Raw genomic sequence first — 22,030 nt, forward strand, 5'->3', positions numbered from 1 at the left:
TCCGACAGCCTTGCACACGCCTCGTCGCCGCCGGCCGGCCGACTCGTCACCTCCACGCGAACACGGGCTGTTCCAGGTCGTCGATGCGGGTGCTGCGACGGTGGAGCACGACTTCCCGGAACTGGTACACCACCGCCGCGGTGGGGGCGTGGACGAGATGCCCCCGGAACGGCCACTGGATCACCGGCTTGTCCGATTCCGGTATGGCAACGAACCGGGGTTCGCTGTCGAGCTCGGATGCGGTGACGGCATAGAGTGCGGCCACCTCGTCGGGGTTGGGCACGAGATCGTCGATCGCGGCATCCGCCCAGACGACGTACGGGGAGATGACGTAACCCGAGCGGGTGATGTAGTCGTCGAGGCGGCCGAGAATGCCGCCGGGGTCGGTGCGCAGGCCGAGTTCCTCGTGCAGCTCGCGCAGCGCGGCCACCTCGGGTGTCTCCCCGTCGTCGAGACGTCCGCCCGGCAGGGCGAACTGGCCGGGGTGCGCTCGCAGACGGGTCGGGCGGCGGGTGAGCGGCACGACAGGGTTGCCGTGCCCGTCGTCGAGTACGGCGACGACCACCGCCGCGTGGCGCCGGCCTTCCAGCGGCAGGGAGCGGGGTTCGAACGCGGCGAGCGCCGACCCGATCTCGGTCGGGTCCAAGGGGTTCGGGACGGTCATTGCGTCGACATTAGGGGGTGGGGACTGCGATTCTGCGCATGGATCGCCGAATCGGTCCGCCCCGTGGGTCCACCCGGTGCATAGTTGTCCGAGGAAACGAACGGATCCCAGGGGTACACGAGGACGTGAGCATGCAGCGCACCACCCGACCGATGGCCGAGGTCCGCCGGGGAGTCGCGGACCGGGTGGTGGGCCGGGCCCGGGAAACCGACCTCCTGCTCGCTGCCATCGGCGCGGGGCGCGACGTGCTGCTCGAGGGGCCACCGGGCACCAGCAAGTCCACCCTGCTCGGCGCCATCACCGCCGAGCTCGGCAGTCCGCTGATGTTCGTCGAGGGGAACGCCGATCTCACGCCGGCACGCCTGGTCGGCTATCACGATCCGGCACGGGTGCTGTCGGAGGGCTACCACGAGGACAACTTCGTGCCCGGCCCGCTGGTGGCGGCGATGCGGGCCGGCGGGGTGCTCTACCTCGAAGAGTTCAACCGCTCGCCCGAGGACACACTGAACAGCCTGCTGACCGCGATGGCGGAGCGGCGGATCACGGTGCCGCGGGTGGGCACGGTCGAGGCCGATCCGGCGTTCCGCGTGGTGGCCTCGATGAACCCGTTCGACAACATCGGCACCGTCCGGTTGTCGATGAGCGTGCACGACCGGTTCTGCCGGCTGGCGGTGGACTATCAGGACACGCAGGCCGAACGTGAGATCGTCGTCCGGCGCACCGGGTGCGGGTCGGCGCGGCTCGTCGCCGACGCGGTAGCCCTCACCCGCGCCACGCGCGGGCACCCTGACCTGCGCGGCGGGTCCAGCGTCCGCGGCGCGATCGACCTGACGCTGGTCGCGATGCAGCTGATCGACATGCGGGACGTGCGCGGCGAGCTGCCGGACTCGGCCGACCCGCCGCGCGATCTGCCGCCGGACTACACCGGCGCCGTGCTCGACGCCCTGCTGGTCGCTTTGTCCGGGCGGATCGCGGTGGACGAGGTCGCCGAGACCACACCCGAGGCGGTGTTGCGGGAGATCTGGCAGGACCACTTCCTCCTTCGCCCCAGCTCCGCGGCCCCCGGTTGAAGAGCCGTCCCCGCGGACGGCCCCGTGCACCGGCGCGCCCAGCGTCACTCCACCGGTCGGGGAAAGCCGTTCCGGCGCAAGCCGAAGCAGCTGTCGACGGCCCCGACGCTGTACGAGAACCGAGGCAGCGGCCAGGGTTTGGCGATGGTCGGCGGTCCGCATCGTCAGGGGCGCAGCCCCGGAACGGGTCCCGGTGCGGGTCCCGGGATGACCGACGAGCCGGCCGAGGTGCTGACACTGGGCGAACTCGATGCGTCGGGCCCTGCCGGCGACGCCGAGGTCCGACGCCGGGCCCGCGAGATCGCTGCGCGCCTGTCCGTGCCGCGCCCGCGGCACCGTCGCCTGCCTCGGCGGGGCGTCGGCAGACTGCGAACCCTGCCGTATCAGGACGGCGCCGAGGAACTCGATCTCGACCGCACCGTCGAAGTGCTCGCGGAGGACCCGCTCGCGCGGTCGACCGATCTGGTGATGCGGGACCGGATCCGCGACCACCGGAAGGTGGTGCTGGTCGTCGACATCTCCGGGTCGATGCGCGGCGAACGCATCCGCACCGCCGCGGCCGCGGTGGGTGCCGTGGCCGGCGAGCTCGGCCACGACGATCTGGCGGTGGTGGCGTTCTGGTCCGAAGCCGCCGTGCTCAGCGCTCTCGGTGAGCCGGTCTCCCCGGCTCGGCTCGTGGACCTGCTGCTCCGGATCCCGAGCAAGGGTCTGACGAACGTCGGCTTCGCGCTCGAGGTGGCGGCGCGTCAGCTCCGGGACGTACCCGCCGACGAGGGACGGGTGCTGTTGCTGTCCGATTGTGTGCACAATGCCGGGCCCGATCCGCGGACCGCCGCCTCCCGGCTCCCCCGGCTCGACGTGCTCGCCGACATCTCCGGCGAACACGATCTGCTCACCGCCCGCGATCTCGCTCATGCCGGCCGTGGGCTGGCCCTGCCGATCCGGGGCCACCGCGACGTCGCTGCGGCCATCTCCCGCGCGTTCGGCGCCTGACTGTGCGCGGTGCCTCTTGGGGGGTTTCGGTGGGGAGCGTGGAGTCGTGATGAATTTCGGAAAATACTTTTGTTCCGTACTGGTCGGATTATGTAAGCCGGACTTGGGTGCGCCGAGCGGTCTTCTTCTTGAAATTATTGTGTTCCGTTTGCTTCGAATTCGGATGCGGCGGTGTCAGCGGGGGCCCACGCCCCTCCCCTCTCGTGCCCGAGGGGGCACCGCTCGGAACGGGCGGGAGAACCGCGCCGTCGTGGCTCGCTCATCGCGCCCGGTCCACGTCCACGCACAGGATCGCCGAGTCGCTCAGGGGCTTCCCAGGTACAACCGCCCGGCATGCTCGACGACGCCCGTCACCTCGCCGAAGGGCACATCCCGGCACCCGAAGTCGTGCAGCAGGCGGCCGTCCCCCCACCCCAGCACCCAGGTCGTGCGAGCGGGACGAGCCAGTCGCGCCACCGGCAGCCGCCACAACGCCCGGCGTACCACGGGTCAGCTGCCTCCGAGCCGGTCGAGGACACCATTGCGGGGCGCAACCATCGCCACCCACAGCCGGCCGCCGCGCGCCCGGGAGACGTTGTCCGGCATTCCCGGAAGGTTCGTCATCAGCGGCCGCGGGGCGTGGGGGCACGGACCGGCAGTCCGGTCAGGCAGTAACCGCCGGTTTCGGCGAACAGGACAGTGGATTCGTCCTCCGTGAGAGTGATGCCATTCGGGAAGTGGAGCCGGTCGAGTCCGGCAGGGACCGAACCGTCCGGGTCACGGCGCAGCAGCCGGCCGCTGCCGCGGTGCTCGGGCAGGGCGCCCACGTAGTGGTCCAGACCGTGGCGGGTGTGGACCGGGTGGGCCCCGCGCCGCCCGCGTTCAGCTCTCCAGGCGCTTCTTCAGACCGGTGAGCGTACTGTCGACCAGGCCCTTGATCACCCGATTCCGCAGGAAACCGGGCAGCGGCAGGTTGTGGTGGATGGTCAGCTCGTACGTGACGGAGGTGCTGGCCGGACCGACCGCGTCGAGTTGGTAGCGCCCTTCCTGCCCGGTCTGCAGGCGTCCTTGGAGCATCGACCAGCTCATGCCGTCGTCGCGGTGCCGGTAGGTCAGGGTGTAGCTGTCGGTACCGACGGTGGCCGACGCCTTGAACCGGGCGGTGCGCGGCAATCCAGTCTCCTCGTCGACCTCGAGCACCTCGGCCTCGAGGATCTCGGGGATCCACTCGGTCTGGCTCTCGAGGTCACGGATGGTCGCGAGCACGGTGCCCAAGGGCGCCTCGACCTGGACGGTCTTGGTGGCGCTGTCAGTGGGCATGCTCGCCGTCCCCGTAGTAGCCGAGCCGGAGCAGGGTGGTGATCTCGCTGATCAGCGGCATCCGCGGGTTGGTGCGGTTGCTCAGGTCCTGGAACGCGGTCATCGCCAGCTCCGGCAGGGCGGCGAGGAACTCGTCCTCCGCGATGCCGATCTCCTTCAGGGTGCGCGGCACCCCCATGCGGCGGAGCAGGTCCTCGACACCCTGGAAGAGCCGGCGGCGGCTCTCCTCGGGTTCGTGCCCCCCGAAGACGATCCGCCCGAGCTGAGCGTACTTCTCGGGCGCGACGTACGCGGAGTAGCCCGGGGCCGGCATGAACTTGGTCGGCAGGCTGGCGTTGTAGCGCAGGGTGTGGGGCAGGAACACGCCGTTCACCCGGCCGTGGGCGATGCCGAACCTGGCGCCGACGGAGTGCGCAAGGGCGTGGTTCGTGCCGACGAAGGCGTTCGAGAAGGCGAGTCCGGCAAGAGTGGCGGCATTGGACATGTCGGTGCGGGCGGACAGATCGTTCGGGTCGTCGTACACCCGCGGCAGCGCCTCGAAGATCAGGCGCGCGGCCTGGACACAGAACGCATCGGTGTAGGGCGAGGCGAAGATGGAGGCTACCGCTTCCAGCGCGTGGGTCAGCGCGTCGATGCCGGTGTCCACGGTCAGGGTGCGCGGCATCGAGAGGGTGAGCATCGGGTCCACCACCGCCATATCCGGAACCAGCGAGTAGTCGACGAGGGTCTCCTTGCGGCCGGCGACGGTGAGGACGGCCGCGGGTGAGACCTCCGATCCGGTGCCGGCGGTCGTGGGGATTGCCACCAGCCGCAGCTTGTGTGGATCCTGCGGGTACTCCGCCATGCGCTTGCGGGGGTCGAGGAACGGCAGCGTCAGCTCCGCGAGATCCTTCTCCGGGTGTTCGTAGAACAACCGGATCGCTTTCGCCGCGTCGATCACCGACCCACCGCCGATGGCGATGAGCAGGTCCGGCGGGTACCCCTCGAGCAGCGCAACGCCGCGGCGGATGGTGGCCTCGTCCGGTTCCGGCTCGACCTCGCTGAACACCTTGATGTGCTCCGCGCGCAGGTGGGCGCGGAGCTCGTCGACGACTCCCCGCTGTTCGCTCAACGCGTCGGTGACGACCACAACGCTCGTACACGGGACCTCGCGGAGGTTCTCGAGGGCACCGGCATTGAAGTAGGTGTTGGAGGGCACGCGGAACCACTGCGGCGGGGTGCGCCGGTGCGCGACGGTCTTGATGTTGAGCAGCTGCTGGTAGTTGACGTTCTCGGTGGTGCTCGATCCGCCCCAAGTGCCGCAACCCAGGGAGAAGGTGGGGGTGAGGTTGTTGTAGATCCCGCCGAGCGCGCCGACCGCGGTGGGGGCGTTGACGAGGATCCGTCCGGTGCGCACGGCCAGACCGTAGGCGTCGATGACCGCCGGATCGGTGGCGTAGATGGCGGAGGTGTGGCCGAGGCCGCCGTGTTCGGTGACGAGCACGGCGGCGTCGATGCCGTGCTGGACGTCGCGGGCGCGCACGAGACCGAGGACGGGCATCAGCTTCTCCTGCACCAGAGGGTGCGCGGCGAGCTGGTCGAGGTCGGAGGGCAACGGCGCCAGGAGCACCTTGACCGCTGGATCCACGGTGAAGCCCGCGCGGGCGGCCAGTTCGGGAGCCTGCTGGCCGAGAGCGGCGAGGTTGACCTTGTCGCCGCAGCCGAAGGCGAATTCGGCCACCGCGGCGGCCTGCTCGTCCGTGAGTACGTGCGCCCCCATCCGCTCGAACTCGGCGACGGTGGCGTCGTAGATCTCGTCGTCGATGATGCAGGTCTGTTCGGCGGGGCAGATCACGGAGGCATCGAAGGTCTTCGAGATGAGGATGTCGACGACGGCGCCCTTGATGTCGGCCGTGCGGTGCAGATAGATGGGGGCGTTGCCGGGTCCCACGCCGAGCGCGGGTTTGCCGGCCGCGTTGGCGAGGGAGACGATCTTCTGCCCGCCGGTGACCCAGATGAAATCGACCCGAGGATGCTTGAACAGGTAGTGGGTGACCTCGTGGGCGGCGTCGGGAATGACCTGCAGCGCGCCGGGGGGCATACCGGCCGCTTCGGCTGCCGCGCGCAGGATCTCGACCGTGCGTTCGCACGACCGCACGGCGAAGGGCGAGGGCCGGAAGATGACGGCGTTGCGGGTCTTTGCCGCGACGATCGCCTTGTACAGCACCGTGGAGGTGGGGTTGGTGACCGGGGTGATCGCCAGGACCACGCCGATGGGTTCGGCGACGCGGACGATGCTGCGCTCGACGTCCTCCTCGATCACGCCCACGGACTTCTTGTCCTTGAGGTAGTCGTAGAGGAACTCGGTGGCCACGTAGTTCTTGACGACCTTGTCCTCGAAGACGCCGAATCCGGTCTCCTCGATCGCCACCGATGCCAGTTCCGCGGCCGCCCGGATGCCGGCCTGCGCCATGGCTTCGACGATCGCGTCGACCTGTTGCTGGTCGAGGGTGCGGAACTCGGCCGCCGCGGTGGTCGCCGTGTCGACGACCGCGTCGATCTGCTCGTGCCGGACCGGGCCGGTGTCGACGGCGGGAGTCGCCTCCGCCGTGGCGGCGTCGCCGGTGCTGTTGGTGGCCTGGGATTCGGTGCCGATCCGGGTTTCGGTCATGTTGTCTCCTCGGACTGGAGATGCCCGTCGCGCCTCGGTGTGGCCGCGGCTCCTGTTCGCGACAGTACTCGCGGCTCGAGGTGTTGACTGCGGTCTTTGGACCCTGACCGTAGGCCTTTCGCGGAGCTGCCGCTGCCGCACCCTGGGCGGCTGGTTCCGGGGTGGGCCGGAGCGGCACGGCAGTCCCGGAACCGGGCCGCGGAGGGTGGCCCGCACGCGAACGAGGCGGTCCCGGTGAATTCGGGACCGCCTCGTCGTGGGTCGGGCTGACAGGATTTGAACCTGCGACCACTTGACCCCCAGTCAAGTGCGCTACCAAGCTGCGCCACAGCCCGTCCGCGCTCTCGTCGAGCGCTCGTTGAGATTACAACAGGGACGGACCGATTCACCAATCGCCTGGTCAGGACCGTTTCGGGTGCTACTTGCCGCGGCGGTCCCGTTTCTCGCGCACGCGCACGGAGATCCGCACCGGGCTGCCCTCGAAGCCGAACTCCTCGCGCAGCCGCCGCTCGAGGAATCGGCGGTAGCCGGCCTCGAGGAAGCCGGTGGTGAACAGCACGAACGTCGGCGGCCGGGTGCCGGCCTGGGTGGCGAACAGCACCCGCGGCAGACGGCCGCCGCGCATCGGCGGCGGAGTCGCGGCGACGACCTCCTTGAGCCAGGTGTTGAGCCGGCCGGTGGAGATGCGCTTGTCCCAGGACTCGAGGGCGGTCTCCATGGCCGGCACGAGCTTCTGCACGGCTCGGCCGGTCTTGGCGGAGATGTTGACGCGCGCCGCCCACGGCACGCGCAGCAGATCGCGTTCGATCTCCCGGCTCAGCTCGTAGCGGCGATCCTCGTCGACGAGGTCCCACTTGTTGAAGGCGATGACGAGGGCGCGGCCCGCGTCGGCGACCATCGAGATCACCCGTTGGTCCTGCTCGGTGATGGGCTCGGAGGCGTCGATCAGCAGCACCGCCACCTCCGCGGCCTCGATGGCGCCGCGGGTGCGCAGCGAGGCGTAGAACTCGGCCCCGGAGGCGGTGTTGACGCGCTTGCGCAGGCCGGCGGTGTCGACGAACCGCCAGGTCTTTCCGCCGAGCTCGACGAGGGAGTCCACCGGGTCGACCGTCGTGCCGGCGACGTTGTGCACCACCGACCTTTCGTCGCCGGCCAGCTTGTTGAGCAGGCTGGACTTGCCGACGTTGGGCTTGCCGACCAGCGCGACACGACGCGGGCCTCCCCCGCCGGTGCCTTCGCGCGGGGTCTGCGGCAGCACCGAGAGCAGCTCGTCGAGCAGGTCCCCGGTGCCGCGACCGTGGGTGGCCGACACCGAGTACGGCTGCCCCAGGCCCAGCGACCACAGGGCGGCCGCTTCGGACTCGACGCGGTCGTCGTCGACCTTGTTCGCGACGAGCAGCACCGGCGTCTTGGAGCGGCGCAGGACCCTGGCGACCGCCTCGTCGACGGCGGTGGCGCCGACGGTCGCGTCGACGACGATCAGGATCGCGTCGGCTGTGCGCATCGCAATCTCCGCCTGCCGCGCGACGGACTGTTGCAGGCCCTTCGCGTCGGGCTCCCAGCCGCCGGTGTCCTGCACCATGAATCGGCGGCCGTTCCAGTTGGCCTCGTACGAGACGCGGTCGCGGGTCACGCCCGGCACGTCCTCGACGACCGCTTCGCGGCGGCCGATGATGCGGTTGACCAGGGTCGACTTGCCGACGTTGGGTCGTCCGACCACGGCGACGGTCGGCACGGGCACGAACTCCTCGAGTTCGTCGTCCCCGACGAGCTCGAGGTCCCAGTCAGCTTCCTCCGACCAGGTGCCGTCGCCGGCGAATTCCGTCACATCCTCGCTCACAGGGTCGCTCCCGTCTGCTCGGCGACCACGGCGGCGAGCGCGGCGATCACTTCGTCGATGTCCATGTCGCTCGTGTCGACGACGACCGCGTCGTCCGCCGCGCGCAGCGGGGAGACCGCGCGGGTGGAGTCGAGGTGGTCGCGGCGCTGCACCGCGGCGAGCACCGCCTCGTAGTCGTCGCCGCGGCCTTCGGTGATGTTCTGCCGGTTGCGCCGCTGTGCCCTGGCCTCGGCGGAGGCGGTGAGGTAGATCTTCACATCCGCGTCGGGGAACACGACGGTGCCGATGTCGCGCCCCTCGACGACGATGTGCCCGGCGTCGCGGCCGATGCGCTGCTGCGCTGCGACGAGGGCCCGACGCACCGCGGGGACGGCGGAAACGGCGGAGACGGCGCCGGTGACCTCGCCGCCGCGGATGATCTCGCGGACGTCCTCCCCGGCGAGCCGGATGTCCTCGACTTCCGGGTCGGTGCCGATCGACCAGGGCAGGGACGCGGTGGCGGCGGCGATGGCGGCGGGATCGGTCAGGTCCGCCCCCGCTCGCAGGGCGTGCAGGGTCGCGACCCGGTACATGGCGCCGGTATCGAGATAGGCGGCGCCGAGACGGCGGGCGAGCCGCTTGGAGACGGTGGACTTGCCAGTGCCCGACGGGCCGTCCATGGCGACGATCAGGGAGCTCACAGGCCCACCGCCTGGTAGAGGCCGCCGACTTCCTTGCGGCCGAGCACCCGCAGGGTGCCAGGTCGCTGGTCGCCGAGCGCGACGGGTCCGATGTCGGTGCGGACCAGGCGGATCACGGGGTGGCCGACGGCGTCGAGCAGGCGGCGCACGATGTGCTTGCGGCCCTCGTGCAGTTCGAGGCGGACGAGGGACTGGCCCTCGTTTACCTGCAGGAGCGCGAAGGAATCGACCTTGGCGGGGCCGTCGTCGAGTTCGACGCCGGCGCGCAGCTGCTTGCCGATACCGCGCGGGAGGACGCCCTTGACGGTGGCGAGGTAGGTCTTGGTCACCTCGTAGGAGGGGTGCATGAGCCGGTGCGCGAGCTCGCCGTCGTTGGTGAGCAGCAGCAGCCCTTCGGTGTCGGCGTCGAGCCGGCCGACGTGGAAGAGGCGTTGTCCGGCGGCGACGCGTTCGGAGACGATGTCGCCGACGCAGGGGCGGCCGAGGTCGTCGGACATGGTGGACTGCCAGCCGCGCGGCTTGTTGAGCACGAGGTGGACGAGGTCCTTGTTGACGACGACGCGCACGCCGTCGACGCGGACGACGGCGTTCTCGGGGTCCACGCGCAGGCCCTGTTCGGTGACGATGGAGCCGTCGACCTCGACGCGGCCGGCGGCGATGAGTTCCTCGGCGGCGCGGCGGGACGCCACTCCGGCCTGGGCGAGGACCTTCTGCAGGCGCATGCCTTCGCCGGCGGGCAGTTGGGGGCGCTCGGCGGCGTGCTGGTGCCGGGCGGGTTTGGCGTTGCTGATCTTGGGGAGGGCCGCCGGGCGCTGGGCCTGGGGCTTGGGGGCGGCGGGACGGCCGCGCTTGTTGAGCGGGGTGTCGCCCTTGCGGTGTGCCTTCTTGGGCGTGGCCGCGCGGGCGGCGGGTTCGCCCCGTCGTTCGCGCGGGGGGTTCCCCGCGCGGGAGGTGGTCTTTCTGCGGTCCGGTGTGCCATCACGGCGAGCGGGCTTGTGCACTTTTTTCCTGTCTCAATCGGGATCGAACGGCGCGGGCGAGGTGGACTCGGTGCGCGGGTTCCTTCCCATTCTCGCAAATCGTGGGTCGGCCTCGAGACTTTCGCTGATGTCGTCGATCACATCGACGTCCGGGAGCAGCGGCGCGAGGGGCGGCAGGTCCTGCAGGGAGGCCAGGCCGAGGCGTTCGAGGAACAGTTCGGTGGTGACGTAGCGGGTGCCGCCGGTCTCGGGGTCGGTGCCGTCCTCGGCGATCAGGTCGCGGGCCAGAAGGGTGCGCATGACGCCGTCGACGTTGACGCCACGGACGGCGCTGACGCGGGCGCGGGTGACGGGCTGGCGATAGGCGACGACGGCGAGGGTTTCGAGGGCGGCACGGGTGAGCTTTGTGCGGGCGCCGCCCTGCAGGAGCCGTTCGACGTACGGGGCGTAGTCACGGCGGGTGTAGAAGCGCCAGCCGTCGCCGGCGTAGCGCAGGTCGATGCCCGAGCCGCGCGCGTCGAGGTCGGCCGCCATGCGGTGCAGGGTGGTCTCGACGCGGGTGGCGGTGACGCCGATCGCGTCGGCGAGCTGGGCGTTGGGGGCGGGGGTGTCGACGACGAGGAGCAGCGCCTCGAGGGCGGCGGCGAGTTCGTCGTCGGTCATCTCGAGCAGTTCGGCGTCGAGTCCGCGTGGGTCGGGGTCCGGCGTGTCGCTGCTCACCCGTAGTCCTCCTCGAATGTGGTGACGGCGTCGTCGTTCTCGCCGGTCCAGGCCACCTGGAGCGGCCCGAGCGGCTCGGGTTGGTCGAAGGTGACGGCTCGTTCGCGGTAGAGCTCGAGCAGCGCGAGGAACCGGGCGACGATCTGCAGGCTGTTGTCGCATTCGGCGACGAGTTGGCCGAAGGTGGCCCAGGTGCCGGCGCCGTGGGCGCGCAGCAGGGTGAGCAGGCGGGCGGCCTGCTCGGGGACGGAGACCCGGGGGGTGTGGAGGTGGTCGAGGCCGACGCGGGGTGGCGGCTTGGGCCGGAAGGCGGCGGCGGCGATCTCGGCGAACCGGGCCGCGTCGACGCCGAGGACGACCTCGGGCACCAGGTTCTCGTACTGCGGTTCGAGCGAGACCGCGCGTGGGTAGCGGCGCAGGGCGGCGGCTTCGAACTCGGCGAACAGGTCGGCGATCTGTTTGAAGGCGCGGTATTGCAGCAGGCGGGCGAAGAGCAGGTCGCGGGCCTCGAGCAGGGCGAGGTCCTCGGGGTCGTCGACGTCGCCGGAGGGCAGGAGGCGGGCGGCCTTGAGGTCGAGCAGGGTCGCGGCGACGACGAGGAACTCGGTGGTCTGGTCGAGTCCCATCTCGGGGCCGAGGGCGCGGGTGTAGGCGATGAACTCGTCGGTGACCTCGTGCAGGGCGACCTCGGTGACGTCGAGGCGGTGCTGGGAGATCAGGGTGAGCAGCAGGTCGAAGGGGCCCTCGAAGTTGCGCAGCCGTACCTGGAAGCCCGCGGGGGGCGGGGCGGGGCGGGCCGGGTCGGGCGCGGCCGGGCCGGGGGTGTCGACGGTCACGGGCTATCGGCCGGAGCGGTGGATCACTTCGCGGGCCAGGGCCCGGTAGGACTCGGCGCCGGCGGACTTCGGCGCCCAGGTGGTGATGGGTTCTCCGGCGACGCTGGTCTCGGGGAACCGGACGGTGCGGGCGATGACGCTGTCGTAGACGAGGTCGCCGAAGACCTCGACGACCCGGGACATCACCTCGCGGGCGTGCAGGGTGCGCGAGTCGAACATGGTCACGAGGATCCCGGCGAGGCTGAGCTTGGGGTTGAGCCGGTCGCGCACCTTGTCGACGGTGTCGTTGAGCAGGGCCAGTCCGCGGAGGCTGAAGTACTCGCATTCCATCGGGATGATCACCGCGTCGGCGCAGGCAAGGGCGTTGACGGTGAGCAGGCCGAGGGACGGCTGGCAGTCGACGAGGATGTAGTCGTAGCGGTCGAGGACGGGGTACAGGGCGCGGCCGAGGGCTTGTTCGCGGCCGACCTCGGAGACGAGCTGGATCTCGGCGGCGGACAGGTCGATGTTGCTGGGCAGCAGGTCCAGGCCTTCGACGCGGGTGTGCAGCAGTACGTCGTCGACGGAGACGCCGCGTTCGACGAGGAGGTTGTGCACGGTCAGGTCGAGGTCGTGGTGGGCGACACCGAGACCGGCGGACAGGGCGCCCTGCGGGTCGAGGTCGACGAGCAGGACGCGGCGGCCGTATTCGGCGAGCGAGGCACCGAGGTTGATGGTCGAGGTGGTCTTGCCGACCCCGCCCTTCTGGTTGCACATCGCGATGATCTTCGCGGGCCCATGGCTGGGCAGCGGCTGCGGCTCCGGGACGTGCCGGCGGGGCCGGCCGGTGGGGCCGAGCTCGGCCTCGGGTTCCGCGGTGTGGGTGTGCTCCGGGCCGGCGTGTGCCGCGTCGGCGCCGGGGCGGCCGTGGAGCAGGGCGTGCTGTGCTGCCGGCGCTGTGTCCGCTGCGGGCGGTTGTGGTGTCCCCACTATCCCCTGCTCCCCCTGTCCTGCTCGCTCGGCTGTCGGATCAACGCTACCGCTTCGGGTGGTGCGATGGCGCCGTGGACACGCCCTGCCGTCGCGGGCGCTATCGGGCGCGGGGGTGGGCCCCGGCCCACACCTCGCGCAGTGCACCGGCTGTGACCTGCGTGTAGATCTGTGTGGTGGTCACCGAGGCATGGCCGAGCAGTTCCTGCACCACGCGCACGTCGGCGCCGCCGTCGAGGAGGTGGGTGGCGAAGGAGTGGCGCAGGGTGTGCGGGGAGACGGCGGCGGTGACCCCGGCGCGGGTGGCGGCGGTCTGCAGCACCTGCCAGGCGCTCTGCCGGGACAGGCGGCCGCCGCGGGCGTTGAGGAACAGTGCGGGGGTGCGGCCGGTGGCCAGCGCGGGCCGGCCCCGCACGAGATAGGCGTCGACGGCGGCCAGGGCGGGCCGGCCGACCGGCACGACGCGTTGCTTGCCGCCCTTGCCGCGCAGGAGCACCGACCGGTTGGTGGTGTCGAGGTCGTCGACGTCGAGGCCGACGGCCTCGGAGATGCGTGCCCCGGTGGAGTACAGCAGTTCGAGCAGCGCCCGGTCGCGCAGGTCGCGCGGCCCGTCGGCGCTGGTGCCCGCGGAGCCGAGGATGGCCAGCACGTCGGCGACGGACAGGGCCTTGGGCAGGCGCCGGCCCGCGGCGGGGGGTTTGACGGCGCGGGCGACGTCGACGGGGGTGCGGCCTTCGGTGGTGGCGAAGCGGTGCAGTCCGCGCACGGCGACGAGGGCGCGGGCGGCGGAGCTGGCCGCGAGGGCGGGCCTGCCGCGGTCGGGGTCGCCTCGGCGCAGCGCGGTGACGAAGTCGCCGACGTGCTCTTCGCGGACGTCGGCGAGGTCGTCGATGCCGCGGTCGGTGAGGTGGTCGAGGTAGCGGGTGAGGTCGCGCCGGTAGGACGCCAGGGTGTTGGGCGCGGCGCCGCGCTCGACGGTGAGGTGGTCGAGGTAGGCGTCGAGCTGGCGGGCGAGCACCGCGTCAGTTCCCGTCGCGCTTGGTGCGCAGCAGGGCGCGGGGCCGGTCGGGCCACTCGGCCTCGGCGGGGCGCAGGGCGCCCGCGTCGCGGCGGGTGGCGGCGAGGGCGAGGATCCCCGACACGGCGGTGGCGTTGACGATCCGGCCGCCGAGCACCATGGCGACGGCCTCGTCGACGGGGACGCGGCGGATCTCGAGGTCCGCCTCCTCGTGTTCGGGGTCGGGCCGGTCGGCCTCGGACAGGCCCCGGGCCGCGTACACGCGCACGGCCTCGTCGGTGAATCCCGGCGAGAGGGCGAGGTCGACGAGCAGGTCCCAGCGGGCGGCGGCCAGGCCGGTCTCCTCGGCGAGTTCCCGGCGGGCCGCGTCGAGCGGGTCCTCGCCGGGCGCGTCGAGCAACCCGGCGGGCAGCTCCCAGAGGCGGTGGCCGAGCGGGTGGCGGTACTGATGGATCAGGATCAGCCGGTCCTGCTCGTCGACCGCGGCGATCGCGACGGCGCCGTGGTGCTCGACCACCTCCCGCTCGGCCTCGTGCCCGTCGGGCATGGCGACCCGGTCCACACGCAGCGACACGATCGCGCCGGTGTAGATCCGGCGCGTGGACAGCGTCCGGAACTCGTGTCGCTGCGTCACGGTCGGCTACTTGCCGCCGGCGGTGGCGTTCTCGGACGCGGGGACCACCGCGTCGCCGCCGCCCACCTCGACCTCGTCCGCGTCGTCGCCGTGCACGTCCACGGGCAGGCGCTCGGCGGCCTTGTACCGCAGCGCGGCTGCGATGAACGCGGAGAACAGCGGGTGCGGGCGGGTGGGGCGGCTCTTGAGCTCGGGATGCGCCTGGGTGGCCACGAAGAACGGGTGCAGGTCGGCGGGGTACTCGACGAACTCGACGAGATGCCCGTCCGGGGAAGTGCCCGAGAACCTCAGGCCCGACTTGGCGATCCGGTCGCGGTAGGCGTTGTTGACCTCGTAGCGGTGGCGGTGCCGCTCGGAGACCTGCTCGCCGCCGTAGGCGCGGGCGACGACCGAGCCCTTGGCGAGTACGGCCGGGTAGGCGCCGAGCCGCATCGTGCCGCCGAGATCGGCCTCGCCGGCGACGGCCTGCTCCTGATCGGCCATCGTGGAGATCACCGGATGGGTGGTGTCGGGATCGAACTCGGCGGAGTTCGCGTCGGTGATGCCCACCGAGCGGGCCGCCTCGATGACCACGCACTGCAGGCCCAGGCACAGGCCGAGCAGCGGGATCTTGCGGGTGCGGGCGTAGCGGATCGCGCCGAGTTTGCCCTCGATGCCGCGGATGCCGAAGCCTCCGGGGATCAGGACCGCGTCCACGTCGCCGAGCGCGGCCTGGGCGCCGGCCTCGGTCTCGCAGTCGTCGGAGGGCACCCAGCGGATGTCGACCTTGGCGCGGTGCGCGAAACCACCGGCGCGCAACGCCTCGGTGACCGACAGGTAGGCGTCGGGCAGGTCGACGTACTTGCCGACGAGCGCGACCCGCACGGTCTCACGCGGCTGGTGCACCCGGTCGAGCAGGTCGCCCCACACGGTCCAGTCCACGTCGCGGAACGGCAGGCCGAGCTGGCGGACGACGTAGGCGTCGAGTCCTTCGCGGTGCAGGACCTTGGGGATGTCGTAGATCGACGGGGCGTCGGGGCAGGAGATGCAGCCGTCGACGTCCACGTCGCACATCAGCGCGATCTTCGCCTTGAGGGCGGCGGGGACCTCCCGATCGCAGCGCAGCACCAGCGCGTCGGGCTGGATGCCGATGTTGCGCAGCGCCGCCACCGAGTGCTGGGTGGGCTTGGTTTTCAGCTCACCCGACGGGGCCAGATAGGGCACGAGGGAGACGTGCAGGAAGAAGACGTTGCCGCGGCCGACGTCGTGACGGACCTGACGGGCCGCCTCGAGGAACGGCTGGGACTCGATGTCGCCGACGGTGCCACCGATCTCGGTGATGATCACGTCGGGAACGTTGCCGTCCTTGTCGGGGCCGGCCATCGCCATGATCCGGTTCTTGATCTCATCGGTGATGTGCGGGATCACCTGGACGGTGTCGCCGAGGTATTCGCCGCGCCGCTCCTTGGCGATGACCGTGGAGTAGATCTGGCCGGTGGTGACGTTGGCGGCGGCGTTGAGATCGCGGTCGAGGAAGCGTTCGTAGTGGCCCACGTCCAGGTCGGTTTCGGCGCCGTCCTCGGTGACGAAGACCTCGCCGTGCTGGAAGGGGTTCATGGTGCCGGGGTCGACGTTCAGGTAGGGGTCGAGCTTCTGCATGGTCACGCGCATGCCGCGCGCGGTGAGAAGAGCGCCCAGGCTCGATGCCGTCAGCCCCTTGCCCAGTGAGGAGGCGACGCCCCCGCTGACGAAGATGTGCTTGGTGGCGGTACGCGAGTGGCGTGACTGTGGCAAAGAAGCTCCCGTGACGTCTGGTGCAGGACTTCGGACTGATGACGGAACTGCTGGGGCCTGCACGACCCACGGAACTTCACGGTAACACCTGTCGTGGGTCCCGCGTGCACGACTCGCCCGGATCGGACGGGGATCACACCGTTCGCCGCGCCGCGCCCGTCAGCGGGCGGCGGTTCCGACGGTGACGGCGCCGGCGTTGGGGCCGGTTCCGTACCGGCCCGACACCCCGGCGAGCTGTTCCTGCAGCGCCAGCACCGTGGTGATGCGGCCGGATTCGCGGTCGACGGTGTCGACGGTGGACAGACCGGCCGACAGCGCCGCGTCGGCCCGCACCACCGCGACGGCCCCGTTGCCGACGGCGGCGCCGGGCCGCCCGGCCAGGACCGTGCCGGCACCGCGGGAGTCGAATGCGGCGGCGAAGCGGGCCAGCAGCGCACCGCGGTTGCCGCCGCCCTCGGCGCCGGCTCCCCCGTCGCCGGTGACGACGATGGCGGTCTGGGCGGGTTCGACGGTCCCGTCGTCGTACGCGACGAAGCCGCCGCCCCGCAGCGTGGAGAGCGCGAGGTCACGTTCCTGGGGGGTGCTGCGCGGCTGCCCGCTCGCCGGCTCGACGAGCAGCACGGCTCCGAGCAGGTCCCCGGCCAGGCTGCCCTGATCCACGGCGCCGGTCTGCAACTGCACCCCGGCGGGGACGACGTTGGTGACGGTGGTGCGCAGCTGGTCGGCGCCGGCGGCGTCGACGAAGGGCTCGGTCAGCGAGATCCGGCCGGTCACGGCGGCGCCCGCCGCCTCGACCGTGCGGATCACCGCGTCCAGGTCCGCCGGGTCGGTGTCGGGAGTGGCGATCATGAGCACCGTGCGGCCGGCGAGCGCGTCGCGCACCACACGCCCGGACACCGCGGCGTCGAAACCGTCGGCCGCGTTGAGCTGCTCGGTGAGCACGTTGGTGCGGTCCTCGGCGTCCTGCAGCCGGCCCCGCAGTTCGGACCGGTCGTCGCGGAGCCCGGCGACGACGCTGTCCGACAGCAGCCCGGAGCCGAGGACGATGCCCACGGCGAGGGCGAGGAAGACCGCTGCGATCGAGATTGCGTGGTGACGCAACGAGATCACGCGGTCAGCCCCTGCACCCACACCACGAGACTGTCCCAGCTCTGCACGGCCCAGTCCACGACGTCGCCGCCGAGGTTGGACACGATCAACGCGACGATCACGGCGATCAGCGCAGCGAACACCAGCAGGGCGATCACCCCGCCGGAGACGCGGCTGCGGTAGAGGGTGGCGACGGCCTTGGCGTCGACCAGTTTCGGCCCCACCTTGAGCCGGGTCATGAACGCCGACGGGTTGCTGTCACGGCGGCCCTGGTCGAAGAACTCGTCGAGCGAGACGGTGCTGCCGACGGTGACGATGAGGGCGGCGCCGTGATGGTCGGCCAGCAGCAGCGCCAGGTCGGCGGGGGCGCCGGTGGCGGGGAACGTCATCGCGCCGATGCCCAGGTCCTGGATGCGTTCGAGACCGGGGGCGTGGCCGTCGTGATCGGCGGGCAGCACCACCTCGGCGCCGGACTTGAGGGTCTCGGTGCCGATCTCGTCCGGGTCGCCGACGATCAGATCCGGCCGGTATCCGGCCCGGACGAGGGTGTCGGCGCCGGTGCCGACGCCCACGAGGATCGGCGAGTACTCCTTGATGAACGGCTTGAGGTTCTTCAGGTCCTGCTCGTGGTCCGGCCCGTCCGCGACCACCACCACGTGCCGGTCGCGCAGGTCCACGTCGACGTCGGGCACTCCGACCCCGTCGATGAGCAGCGGGCTCTCCGAACGGATGAACTCGATGGTGTTGCCCGAGAACGCCTCGAGGTGGTCGACCAGGCCGGTCTTCGCCTCGATCATGCGGTCGGAGATCTCGGTTTCGGTCTGCTCCTCGCCCTGGATCAGCAACCGTTCCCCGGAGTAGACACCGCCCTCGTGCAGGCGGACCTTGGCGCCGTCCTTGACCTTCTTGAACACCTCGGGACCGGTGTTGTCGATCAGGGCGATGCCGTTGGCGACGAGCACCTCCGGGCCGAGGTTCGGGTAGCGGCCGGTGATCGACGTCGAGGCGTTGACCACGGCGGTGACCCCGGCCTCGACGAGCGCGTCGGCGGTGACGCGGTCCATGTCGACGGCGTCGAGAACGACGATGTCGCCGGGACCGACCCGGCGCAGGAGCCTGGCCTGGTTCTTGTCGACCCGGGCAATGCCGCTCACTCCGGGCAACGTTTCGTTATTGCGTGACAGCAGCGCCGGCATCTTCATGGCATCGATGATGAACCCGGGCCGGGGCCGGGCAACGGAGGCGCGCCGGGCGGGATCAGCCTCGTCGTTCGGCGTGCGCGGTGGCGAGCAGTTCCTCGGCGTGGGCCCGGCCCGTCTCGGTGTCGCCGAGGCCGGCGAGCATGCGGGCGAGCTCCGCGACCCGCTCGGTATCGGTGAGCGCGCGCACCCCGCTGCTGACGACGCCCCCGGCATCGTCGACTTTGTCGACGACGAGGTGGGTGTCGGCGAACGCGGCGACCTGCGGCAGGTGGGTGACCACGATGACCTGATGGGTGCGCGACAGGCGGGCCAGGCGCCGGCCGATCTCGACCGCAGCCCGACCGCCCACCCCCGCGTCGACCTCGTCGAACACCATCGTGGCGCCGCGTTCGGACCCGGCCAGCACCACCTCGAGCGCGAGCATGACGCGGGAGAGCTCACCGCCGGAGGCGCTGCGCGCGATGGGCAGGGACCGGGCCCCGCTGTGCGCGGCGAGCCGGAACTCGACGTCGTCGACGCCCGAGGTGCCGGCGTGCAGCACCCGCCCGCCGACCTTCAGCGGTGCGGTGTCCTGCGGCCCCGCCTCCCGGTCCCGCACCTGCACGTCCAGACTCGCCCGGCCCATCGCCAGGCCGGACAACTCCTTGCTGACCGCCTTCGCGAGCTTGTCGGCGGCCTTCCTGCGGGCGGCGGAGAGGGCGGTCGCGGCCTCGGCGGCGGCGGCCGCCTCGCGATCGGCGCGCGCGGCGAGGTCGGCGACCGCATCGGCGGACACGTCGATCCTCGACAGCCGGTCGCGGGCCTCGCGAGCCCACTCGAGCACACCGTCGATGTCCGCGGCGTACTTGCGGGTGAGCGATTTCAGCTCCGCCTGGCGGTTCAGCAGCGTCTCGAGGGCCCCCGGGTCCGACGGCAGGTCCGACAGGTATCCGGACAGCTCGCCGGCGACGTCGGTGACCACCGCGATGGCCTCGTCGAGCCGGGGACCGAGCTCGCGCAGGGCCGGGTCCTCGGCCGCCTCGAGCCGCGCCCGCGACTCCCCCAGCAGATCCAGAGCCGCCGCGGCCACGTCGTCGCCGTCCCCGCCGGTGAGCGCGGCCTGCGCGCCCTGCGCGGAGTCCCGCAACGAATCGAGGTCGCCGAGCCGGCGCACCTCGGCCACGATCCGGGTGTCCTCCCTCGGCTGGGGGTCGACGGCGTCGATCTCGTCGAGCGCGAACCGCAGGCGGTCCGCCTCCTGCGCGAGCTCCCGGGACCGCTCGGTGCGTTCGCTCAGCTCGGCCCGCGCGGTCAGCCACCGCTGGCGGTGCTCCTGGTACGCCGCCAGCAGCGGCGCGATCGCCTTGCCGGCGAACCGGTCGAGGGCGGCGCGCTGCTGGTCGGGCCGCAGCAGCCGCAACTGGTCGTTCTGGCCGTGCACGGTCAGCAGCGGATCGGTGAACTCCGACAGCACCCCCACCGGGACGCTGCGCCCGCCGAGGTGGGCGCGGGAGCGGCCGTCGCTGCCGACGGTGCGGACCGCGATGATGCTGCCGTCGTCGTCGCGCTGGGCGCCGGTCGTCTCGAGCAGGCGTGCCACTTCCCGCTCGACGTGGCTGGGCACGCCGCCCGCCGCGCTCGACCCGGCGTCGGCATCGATGCAGAAGCGACCCTCCACGACGGCGCGGGAGGCGCCGACACGGACGCGGGTGGGGTCGGCGCGCGCCCCCGACAGCAGGTGCAGGCTGGTCACGACCATGGTCTTGCCGGCTCCGGTTTCGCCGGTCAGGACGGTCAGCCCGCCGTGGAACTGGGCGCCGGCCTCGGAGATGACCCCCAGATTGTCGATCCGGATCTCGGCAAGCACCTCACAGTCTCCTTCCCCGCCAGCCCTTCACCGGAAGATCGAACTTGCGCACCATGCGGTCGGCGAACGGCGCCGAGTCCAGCCGCACCCACCGCACCGGGTGCTTGCCGCGCACCACCTCGAGTCGGCCTCCGGCGGGCAGGTCCAGGGTGCGGCGGCCGTCGCAGAACACCAGCCCGTCGTGGCTGCCGGCGAGGGTCTCCACGGCGATCAACGACTCCGGGCTGGTCACCATGGGCCGGGCGAACAGGGCGTGCGCGTTGCTGGGGATCACCAGCAACGCCTCGAGTTCCGGCCACACGATCGGGCCGCCGGCGGAGAACGCGTACGCGGTCGATCCCGTCGGGGTGGCGATCAGCACGCCGTCGCACCCGAACGCCGACACCGGCCGGCCGTCGACCTCGAGCACCACCTCGAGCACGCCCAGACGGGACTTGTTCTCGAGGCTGGCCTCGTTCAGCGCCCACCCCCGGTCGACGATCACGTCGTCGACCCGGATCGCGACGTCCAGCGTCATCCGCTCCTCGACCCGGTACTCGCGGCGCACCACCTGCGCCAGTGCCTCCTCGAGATGTTCGGCCTCGGCCTCGGCGAGGAAACCGATGCGGCCCAGGTTGATTCCGAGCACGGGCACCCCGGCGCGCTGGGCCAGTTCGGCGGCGCGCAGGAAGCTGCCGTCCCCGCCGAGCACGATCACCATCTCGCAGCCCCGGGCGGCGTCCGGTCCGGGTTCGACGATGCGGACCCGTCCGTCCGGGCCGGCGAGCGGACCCAGACCGGTGCTGGCGACCTCGTCGTCGAGCACCCGCAGCCCGATGCCGGCCTCGCCGAAGATCTTCGCCATGCGCTGCGCGGTCGCGGCGATCTCGACCCGCCCCGAGTGGGACACGAGCAGGACCTCGCGGGTCGCCCGCTCCGGGCCGGTCGCTGCACTATCTGCGGTCACTGGGGTCCTTCCTGCACGGCTCGTTCGACGAGTTCGACCACGTCCGCGCCCAGTTCGACCGGGCCGGGTTCCCCGGCGCGCAGCCACAGGAAGTACTCGACGTTGCCGGACGGGCCGGGCAGCGGACTGGCCACCGCCCCGAGCGTACGCAGCCCCAGAGCCTGGGCCTCCCGGGCGACACCGAGGACCGCCTCGGTGCGCAGAGCCGCATCCCGGACGACGCCGCCACTGCCGACCCGCTCCTTCCCGACCTCGAACTGCGGTTTGACCATCGGCAGCAGATCCGCGCCCGGAGTCACGCACCGCACGAACGCCGGGAGCACCAGCTTCAGCGAGATGAACGACAGATCCGCCACCACCAACTCGACCGGCCCTCCGATCGCGTCCGCACCGATGTTACGCACGTTTGTTCGATCGATCACGTGGACGCGCTCGTCGGACTGCAGCCGCCACACCAACTGGCCGTAGCCCACGTCGACGGCGACGACCTCGCGGGCGCCCTCGTGCAACAGGACGTCCGTGAAGCCGCCGGTGGAAGCCCCGGCGTCGAGGCACCGCCGTCCGGTGACCCGCAATCCCTGGGGGGTGAACGTCTCGAGGGCGCCGAGCAGCTTGTGGGCCCCTCGCGAGGCCCACGCCACCTCCTCGGCGACCTCCGTGACCAGCAGGGGCGCCCCCGGATCGACCTGGGTCGCGGGTTTCGTCGCGACGGTGCCGTTGACGAGGACCCGCCCAGCCGTGATCAGTTCACCGGCGTGCTCGCGGGACCGGGCGAGGCCCCGGCGCACCAGCTCCGCGTCGACTCGCGCTCGCCGGGCCAC

21 protein-coding genes and 1 tRNA gene are annotated in these 22,030 nt (G+C 71.6%); 2 read left to right on the forward strand and 20 right to left on the reverse strand.

Going from position 1 to position 22,030, the window contains the following annotated elements:
• Window positions 1-46: 46 nt before the first annotated feature.
• Window positions 47-664 (reverse strand): NUDIX hydrolase, encoded by a 618-nt coding sequence (locus tag ISO16_RS03815; RefSeq protein ID WP_006936763.1) that lies wholly within the window; start codon window positions 662-664, stop codon window positions 47-49.
• Between the two features lie 131 nt (window positions 665-795).
• Here ISO16_RS03815 and ISO16_RS03820 point away from each other — a divergent pair, with 131 nt between their 5' ends.
• Both ISO16_RS03820 and ISO16_RS03825 read left to right on the forward strand, forming a co-directional pair.
• The gene (locus ISO16_RS03820; protein WP_006936760.1) at window positions 796-1,734 is read left to right on the forward strand and encodes an AAA family ATPase; all 939 of its coding nucleotides are present in this window, start codon (window positions 796-798) and stop codon (window positions 1,732-1,734) included.
• 24 nt (window positions 1,735-1,758) lie between these two features.
• A complete protein-coding gene (locus ISO16_RS03825; RefSeq protein WP_072635310.1) occupies window positions 1,759-2,727 on the forward strand; it encodes a vWA domain-containing protein in 969 nt (322 codons plus the stop codon).
• A gap of 303 nt (window positions 2,728-3,030) precedes the next feature.
• Here ISO16_RS03825 and ISO16_RS03830 read toward each other — a convergent pair whose 3' ends face one another.
• From ISO16_RS03830 to ISO16_RS03920, 19 genes are all read right to left on the reverse strand, one after another.
• The gene (locus tag ISO16_RS03830; protein WP_170914081.1) at window positions 3,031-3,183 is read right to left on the reverse strand and encodes a hypothetical protein; all 153 of its coding nucleotides are present in this window, start codon (window positions 3,181-3,183) and stop codon (window positions 3,031-3,033) included.
• Between the two features lie 146 nt (window positions 3,184-3,329).
• Window positions 3,330-3,545, reverse strand: a complete 216-nt coding sequence (locus ISO16_RS03835) for an SMP-30/gluconolactonase/LRE family protein (RefSeq protein WP_083662518.1) — start codon at window positions 3,543-3,545, stop codon at window positions 3,330-3,332.
• A gap of 43 nt (window positions 3,546-3,588) precedes the next feature.
• Window positions 3,589-4,026 carry an SRPBCC family protein gene (locus ISO16_RS03840; protein ID WP_006936756.1) on the reverse strand — a complete coding sequence of 146 codons (438 nt, stop codon included), beginning with the start codon at window positions 4,024-4,026 and terminating at the stop codon, window positions 3,589-3,591.
• The gene (gene adhE, locus ISO16_RS03845; protein WP_006936755.1) at window positions 4,016-6,676 is read right to left on the reverse strand and encodes a bifunctional acetaldehyde-CoA/alcohol dehydrogenase; all 2,661 of its coding nucleotides are present in this window, start codon (window positions 6,674-6,676) and stop codon (window positions 4,016-4,018) included. The genes ISO16_RS03840 and adhE overlap by 11 nt, the downstream gene beginning before the upstream one ends.
• Window positions 6,677-6,937: 261 nt before the next feature.
• Window positions 6,938-7,011: transfer RNA gene (locus tag ISO16_RS03850), tRNA-Pro, on the reverse strand.
• 83 nt (window positions 7,012-7,094) lie between these two features.
• Window positions 7,095-8,516 (reverse strand): ribosome biogenesis GTPase Der, encoded by a 1,422-nt coding sequence (gene der / locus ISO16_RS03855; protein ID WP_006936753.1) that lies wholly within the window; start codon window positions 8,514-8,516, stop codon window positions 7,095-7,097.
• Window positions 8,513-9,175 (reverse strand): (d)CMP kinase, encoded by a 663-nt coding sequence (gene cmk / locus ISO16_RS03860; protein WP_072635332.1) that lies wholly within the window; start codon window positions 9,173-9,175, stop codon window positions 8,513-8,515. Before cmk ends, der begins: the two co-directional genes overlap by 4 nt.
• Before the next feature lie 17 nt (window positions 9,176-9,192).
• Window positions 9,193-10,197 (reverse strand): pseudouridine synthase, encoded by a 1,005-nt coding sequence (locus tag ISO16_RS03865; RefSeq protein ID WP_006936744.1) that lies wholly within the window; start codon window positions 10,195-10,197, stop codon window positions 9,193-9,195.
• Between the two features lie 12 nt (window positions 10,198-10,209).
• Complete coding sequence (scpB, locus tag ISO16_RS03870; protein WP_006936742.1) at window positions 10,210-10,896, reverse strand: SMC-Scp complex subunit ScpB; 687 nt, start codon at window positions 10,894-10,896, stop codon at window positions 10,210-10,212.
• A complete protein-coding gene (locus ISO16_RS03875) occupies window positions 10,893-11,732 on the reverse strand; it encodes a segregation and condensation protein A (protein ID WP_029543868.1) in 840 nt (279 codons plus the stop codon). Before ISO16_RS03875 ends, scpB begins: the two co-directional genes overlap by 4 nt.
• A gap of 3 nt (window positions 11,733-11,735) precedes the next feature.
• Window positions 11,736-12,701: a ParA family protein gene (locus ISO16_RS03880; RefSeq protein ID WP_006936740.1), complete on the reverse strand. Its 966-nt coding sequence runs from the start codon at window positions 12,699-12,701 to the stop codon at window positions 11,736-11,738.
• A 100-nt stretch (window positions 12,702-12,801) separates the two neighbouring features.
• Window positions 12,802-13,719 (reverse strand): site-specific tyrosine recombinase XerD, encoded by a 918-nt coding sequence (gene xerD, locus ISO16_RS03885; protein ID WP_006936739.1) that lies wholly within the window; start codon window positions 13,717-13,719, stop codon window positions 12,802-12,804.
• A 4-nt stretch (window positions 13,720-13,723) separates the two neighbouring features.
• Window positions 13,724-14,353 carry an NUDIX domain-containing protein gene (locus ISO16_RS03890; RefSeq protein WP_006936732.1) on the reverse strand — a complete coding sequence of 210 codons (630 nt, stop codon included), beginning with the start codon at window positions 14,351-14,353 and terminating at the stop codon, window positions 13,724-13,726.
• Window positions 14,354-14,359: 6 nt separating this feature from the next.
• Complete coding sequence (locus ISO16_RS03895) at window positions 14,360-16,126, reverse strand: CTP synthase (protein ID WP_072635312.1); 1,767 nt, start codon at window positions 16,124-16,126, stop codon at window positions 14,360-14,362.
• A 159-nt stretch (window positions 16,127-16,285) separates the two neighbouring features.
• The gene (locus ISO16_RS03900) at window positions 16,286-17,236 is read right to left on the reverse strand and encodes a copper transporter (protein WP_072635333.1); all 951 of its coding nucleotides are present in this window, start codon (window positions 17,234-17,236) and stop codon (window positions 16,286-16,288) included.
• On the reverse strand, window positions 17,233-18,417 hold the full coding sequence (steA, locus tag ISO16_RS03905; protein ID WP_050035290.1) for a putative cytokinetic ring protein SteA: 1,185 nt from the start codon (window positions 18,415-18,417) through the stop codon (window positions 17,233-17,235). Before steA ends, ISO16_RS03900 begins: the two co-directional genes overlap by 4 nt.
• 55 nt (window positions 18,418-18,472) lie before the next feature.
• Window positions 18,473-20,263, reverse strand: coding sequence for a DNA repair protein RecN (gene recN, locus ISO16_RS03910; protein WP_072635313.1), 1,791 nt, complete (start codon window positions 20,261-20,263; stop codon window positions 18,473-18,475).
• 1 nt (window position 20,264) lies between these two features.
• A complete protein-coding gene (locus ISO16_RS03915; protein ID WP_006936725.1) occupies window positions 20,265-21,209 on the reverse strand; it encodes an NAD kinase in 945 nt (314 codons plus the stop codon).
• On the reverse strand, window positions 21,206-22,030 hold the full coding sequence (locus tag ISO16_RS03920) for a TlyA family RNA methyltransferase (RefSeq protein WP_072635314.1): 825 nt from the start codon (window positions 22,028-22,030) through the stop codon (window positions 21,206-21,208). The genes ISO16_RS03915 and ISO16_RS03920 overlap by 4 nt, the downstream gene beginning before the upstream one ends.

The sequence above is a fragment of the Rhodococcus sp. M8 genome, assembly GCF_015654185.1.
Classification (GTDB): domain Bacteria; phylum Actinomycetota; class Actinomycetes; order Mycobacteriales; family Mycobacteriaceae; genus Rhodococcus; species Rhodococcus aetherivorans.

Coding starts and splice junctions, on each gene's coding strand:
- ISO16_RS03815 (WP_006936763.1), bottom strand. CDS start 664: ATGACCGTCCCGAACCCCTTGGACCCGACCGAGATCGGGTCGGCGCTC.
- ISO16_RS03820 (WP_006936760.1), top strand. CDS start 796: ATGCAGCGCACCACCCGACCGATGGCCGAGGTCCGCCGGGGAGTCGCG.
- ISO16_RS03840 (WP_006936756.1), bottom strand. CDS start 4,026: ATGCCCACTGACAGCGCCACCAAGACCGTCCAGGTCGAGGCGCCCTTG.
- adhE (WP_006936755.1), bottom strand. CDS start 6,676: ATGACCGAAACCCGGATCGGCACCGAATCCCAGGCCACCAACAGCACC.
- cmk (WP_072635332.1), bottom strand. CDS start 9,175: ATGGACGGCCCGTCGGGCACTGGCAAGTCCACCGTCTCCAAGCGGCTC.
- steA (WP_050035290.1), bottom strand. CDS start 18,417: ATGAAGATGCCGGCGCTGCTGTCACGCAATAACGAAACGTTGCCCGGA.